Raw genomic sequence first — 4,047 nt, 5'->3', positions numbered from 1 at the left:
TGTCTTGAAGAAAACGAATAAACAAACACAGCAATTACTTAAAAATCAACTATCACAATGGGTTACAGGTTTACCCGGTTATATTAGGGCTTACCTGCCTGATTTGGTCTGCGAAAGTTGAGTTATTATATTACATTTAGTAAATTAGCATCTATAAATGTTTATTTCTTTATAAAGATTGTTTTAATAGGGGAAATTAGTTTAGCAGTTAAGGGGACAGAAAAGAAGAATGTTGTTGTTGATGCAGTATGAAATTAAAATCGGTGAAAAGATGTTGTTTCATTGGATAAATAAAGATGGTTGAATAATAACTGATATACAAAATAAGGGAGTTTCACAAATATTTGTCTAGATGATCGCATTATGAATGTCCGACTTACAGCTAATGCCCATGATACTGGTAGTTCTCCCGATGTTAACCTCACTTGAACATAACTAACCTCCATAAAAAAACCTAGACCTTGCTTATGAATTACTCATGAAGTGTTATTATAACTATTTTAATTTTAAGTGATCTTCTTACATGGGTTTAGACAAAAAGGAGAGTTTTACATAAACTCCGTACTGAAACAAAGCCAGATACGTAAAACAAAAATTACAGAATCTTTACCCTTTTGGATTTCTAATTGCCAAAAGAATTTTGAGTTAAAAAAATGAGAGAGAAGAAAAACGACTGTTCAAAAATGTGGCAGTCGTTATTTTGGTTGTGCTTTCTTTAAATCTTAAAGCAATCTTTTGGAAAGAAGGCTAAAAATACAGCCTTCTTTTTGTTTCTTGGTAGTTTTTTCTAGTTGCATCATTGTATATTTTACCCATTATACCCACATTTTAACATTTGTATTTTTTAATTGAATTTGAGCATAATAATCAGTTTTTATTCTTTTGGGTTGGATACATTATTAACCGAACCACAAAAAAGACAAATGCAAGCGTTATAGTTGACGAATAAAAAGAACTAATAAGCAAAAATTATTTCTTATCATTATTTGAATTTACCTTTTTAGAAATTACTTTATATTGGAAGTCAGGTGGTAAGCATTCTCTAATAAAATGGTCAAATGCTTGTTTAGATTCAAACACGAGTTCACCAATGATTTTATTTTCAATTTCAAGTTCTTTTCCTTTAGCATCAAAAAGTTTTACTTTAAACATCATTTCAGTAACTCCCTATTCGTACCATTACCTTTATTTTATCATATCTATCCTAATTTCTTTGAAATTATCAGTATAAATACTCAAGTCGTTTGACAGACATAAACAGTCCATTTAGGGCTTAATTTAGATTAAAATAAGGCTTTGTTCACATGAGAAAATAAGGTTTAAATCTATGTATTGTCAAATTAATAATCACTTGCTTAATTATCCATTTCGGATATATGCAATCCTAGTTGGAATTTGTACATCCATTTCAAAATAAAAATAAAAAAACAGTAAAAACCGTTTAAGTTCTTACTGTTTTTTGGGTGATTACACCAAATCAATTATTTAATATCGATAACACCCCTTCAGATAAAAAATCTAAAGAGGTAAAACGGTGCAACTTTTTTATAAACGGTTAAACTTTATTTTAAATCTACATCAGTTAAAAACCTCTATTTCCTTCGCCATAATGATGAGCTTCTTCTGCAGCCATTGCTTCTTCTTTAGTGACATGAACAGTACCAAACGGATGATTAGGTGGAGCATATATTGAATAAAGTTTTAATGGAGTATTGCCAGTATTGATTAAATTATGCCATGTTCCAGCCGGTATCATAATAGCAGAGTCATCAAATACTCTTCTCTCGAAATTCAAATTATCCGGGCTATTCCCCATTCGTACAATTCCTTGACCTTGTTCAAGACGTAAGAATTGATCCACGTCTGAGTGCATTTCCAACCCAATATCTTCACCAACATTAATACTCATTAAAGTAACTTGAAGATATTTTCCGGTCCATAAAGCAGTACGGAATGCATTATTGTGCTTTGATGCTTCATTGATATTGACCACAAATGGGTTCTGTCCATAATCTGTTAACAAAAAATTATCGCTGCCATTTGGGGAGCGAAAAGAATCAAATTTGTTTATCTGCTCTATCCCATTAGGAGAAGTAAAGTAATCAGACTGTCTTCCATAGTTATACACAGGTATATTAACATAATAAGGATACTGATATACATATGGGTTGTAGTACATTTTTCTCAATCCCTTCACAGTTCATCAAATTATCCTATGTACTATAGGAGGAATGTGTACTTGACTTATGTAACTTTAAAGAAAGAAACATTTTCATTTTTCCTTCATCAAAGGTAAAATTACCTTCTGAGCGTTCCTACCCTATGCATTGGCTTTGTTTTTGTTCGTATGAGTTTTCTCTATAAGGGTAATTTAAAAAAGATAAAAGTGTAAAGGAGTGTGTTTGATGAATAACTTAACGGAGCTTGAAGTAGAGAATCTTCGTCATATTATAGGTAGCCACGGGATGATTGCAAATAAACTGGATTCTTATGCGCAAAATTGCACAGATCCGCAATTAAAGAAAATGTTTCAAAAAGATGCACATGCTGCAAGACAAGCACAACAACAATTATTAGGATTCTTTGGATAAGGAGGAACTGAAATGCTACAAGAAAAAGATATGGTAAATGATTATTTATCAGGATTAAATGCGAGTTTAACTGGATATGCCACTCATATTAGTGAATCCAATAACCCACGATTAAGGCAGACGCTTATACAATTACGTAATCAAGATGAGAATCGTCAAAGAGCTTTATATGAATATGCCTTGCAAAAGGGATATTATCAGCCAGCTGCTCCAGCAACACAACAAGTGATTCAGCAAACAAAAGCACAATTGTCTTCTGGGCAATAATTAATAAAAACCGAACCCAATCACAATAATCAAAAGCCATCTTTTACATATATGATGGCTTTTGAACAATCTATTTGATACCAACAACTAAATTATTTCTTCAGCCTTCTTTTATTAGAATGTTCCCAACTATTTTTTCTAGGAAGTTTAGTTTTACCTAGGTTTTAGGCTAGTATTCCTCACTTTCCCAGCCAAATTGTAAATCCATATCTGTTTAATATCAACTTTTCAATTACGGAGGATAAAGTTTATAACCGTACCTGAATTAGAAAAATTATAAATAAACGTACAAAATTATAAACTTGAAGAAAGGAGAAACATTCGCTTACGTAAAGAATTTGCTAAATTTATTGCTGGATCTATGGCTTGGGAGGCAATTGGTCATATAGATTAACTGTGAGTGGATTATTGCCTGTTACTATTTTGGGTATTACAATTACCCCTACACTCAATACAATTCCAATTATAATTTCTACTCTTTTATCATTATTTTTAATATAATACGCTTGGTTTAAAAACGTAGTCAATATAAAAAGTCAAAAGCCATCATATATATTTATGATGGCTTTTGAACAATCTAATTAATACCAACAACTAAACTATCTTCTGCAGCTTTAACAACCTCTTTGTTACTATGAATTCTAAATGGTAAATCTCTCCTATATACTTGAAAGTATTGATTTTGCATGTTTTCCTGCTATATCTGTTTCTCTTGTTTTGTTAACTTTTTAAATCGTTGACCGTTAGGTAGTATAACATAGCTTAAAAACACCCCACCAAGCTGTCTGGCACAAAAATCTATATCCACTGTTTGGTTTTTCAGTTCAAAATGATATCCTAATCCCTTTTTTAAACTTGAAAAGATTATTTCGGGCAAATTAATATCATTTATTAGATTTCCCCTTAAACTTTCAGACAAAAGCATTTTTACTAAGCCCTCATTTTTCGAGAGAATATCCAATCTATCTTCTATAATCTTCGTTAAAAATAGTTCCGTCTCTTTCTCTTTTGCTATCTCCATAATATGAGAATGAAATTTTTTCTCCAATACATTTTTAATTGTGGATTGTCAACACTAAACTAGACAGTTTTCTTAAGGTGTGTAAGTTTGTATTCCACTGGACTTAAATAATCTAAAGTACCATGGATACGTAGGTGGTTAAACCAGTGTACATAGTCTGTAAACTCT

Annotated in this window: 6 protein-coding genes; 2 read left to right on the top strand and 4 right to left on the bottom strand. The window is 31.4% G+C overall.

Annotation, left to right across the window (positions count from 1 at the left end):
- Positions 1 to 969 precede the first annotated feature (969 nt).
- Positions 970 to 1,155 (bottom strand): hypothetical protein, encoded by a 186-nt coding sequence (locus tag PZE06_RS25420; protein WP_110927734.1) that lies wholly within the window; start codon positions 1,153 to 1,155, stop codon positions 970 to 972.
- A 427-nt stretch (positions 1,156 to 1,582) separates the two neighbouring features.
- The gene (locus tag PZE06_RS25415) at positions 1,583 to 2,179 is read right to left on the bottom strand and encodes a cupin domain-containing protein (RefSeq protein ID WP_110927733.1); all 597 of its coding nucleotides are present in this window, start codon (positions 2,177 to 2,179) and stop codon (positions 1,583 to 1,585) included.
- Between the two features lie 226 nt (positions 2,180 to 2,405).
- Between PZE06_RS25415 and PZE06_RS25410 the strand changes: the two genes are divergently transcribed.
- Positions 2,406 to 2,591: a hypothetical protein gene (locus PZE06_RS25410; protein ID WP_145585129.1), complete on the top strand. Its 186-nt coding sequence runs from the start codon at positions 2,406 to 2,408 to the stop codon at positions 2,589 to 2,591.
- Between the two features lie 12 nt (positions 2,592 to 2,603).
- Positions 2,604 to 2,858, top strand: a complete 255-nt coding sequence (locus PZE06_RS25405) for a spore coat protein (protein WP_145585132.1) — start codon at positions 2,604 to 2,606, stop codon at positions 2,856 to 2,858.
- A gap of 697 nt (positions 2,859 to 3,555) precedes the next feature.
- Here PZE06_RS25405 and PZE06_RS25400 read toward each other — a convergent pair.
- Together PZE06_RS25400 and PZE06_RS25395 are read right to left on the bottom strand one after the other, a co-directional pair.
- Complete coding sequence (locus PZE06_RS25400) at positions 3,556 to 3,906, bottom strand: hypothetical protein (protein WP_150917808.1); 351 nt, start codon at positions 3,904 to 3,906, stop codon at positions 3,556 to 3,558.
- A 32-nt stretch (positions 3,907 to 3,938) separates the two neighbouring features.
- The coding region (locus PZE06_RS25395; RefSeq protein WP_275791668.1) for an IS3 family transposase at positions 3,939 to 4,047 on the bottom strand (109 nt) is incomplete at its 5' end.

Source organism: Robertmurraya sp. DFI.2.37, from assembly GCF_029211245.1.
GTDB lineage: Bacteria > Bacillota > Bacilli > Bacillales > Cytobacillaceae > Robertmurraya > Robertmurraya methanolica_A.
The sequence above is the reverse complement of the archived record's forward strand: the minus strand, read 5'-3'. Positions and strand labels throughout refer to the sequence as shown.

Coding starts and splice junctions, on each gene's coding strand:
- PZE06_RS25410 (WP_145585129.1), top strand. CDS start 2,406: ATGAATAACTTAACGGAGCTTGAAGTAGAGAATCTTCGTCATATTATA.
- PZE06_RS25415 (WP_110927733.1), bottom strand. CDS start 2,179: ATGTACTACAACCCATATGTATATCAGTATCCTTATTATGTTAATATA.
- PZE06_RS25405 (WP_145585132.1), top strand. CDS start 2,604: ATGCTACAAGAAAAAGATATGGTAAATGATTATTTATCAGGATTAAAT.
- PZE06_RS25420 (WP_110927734.1), bottom strand. CDS start 1,155: ATGATGTTTAAAGTAAAACTTTTTGATGCTAAAGGAAAAGAACTTGAA.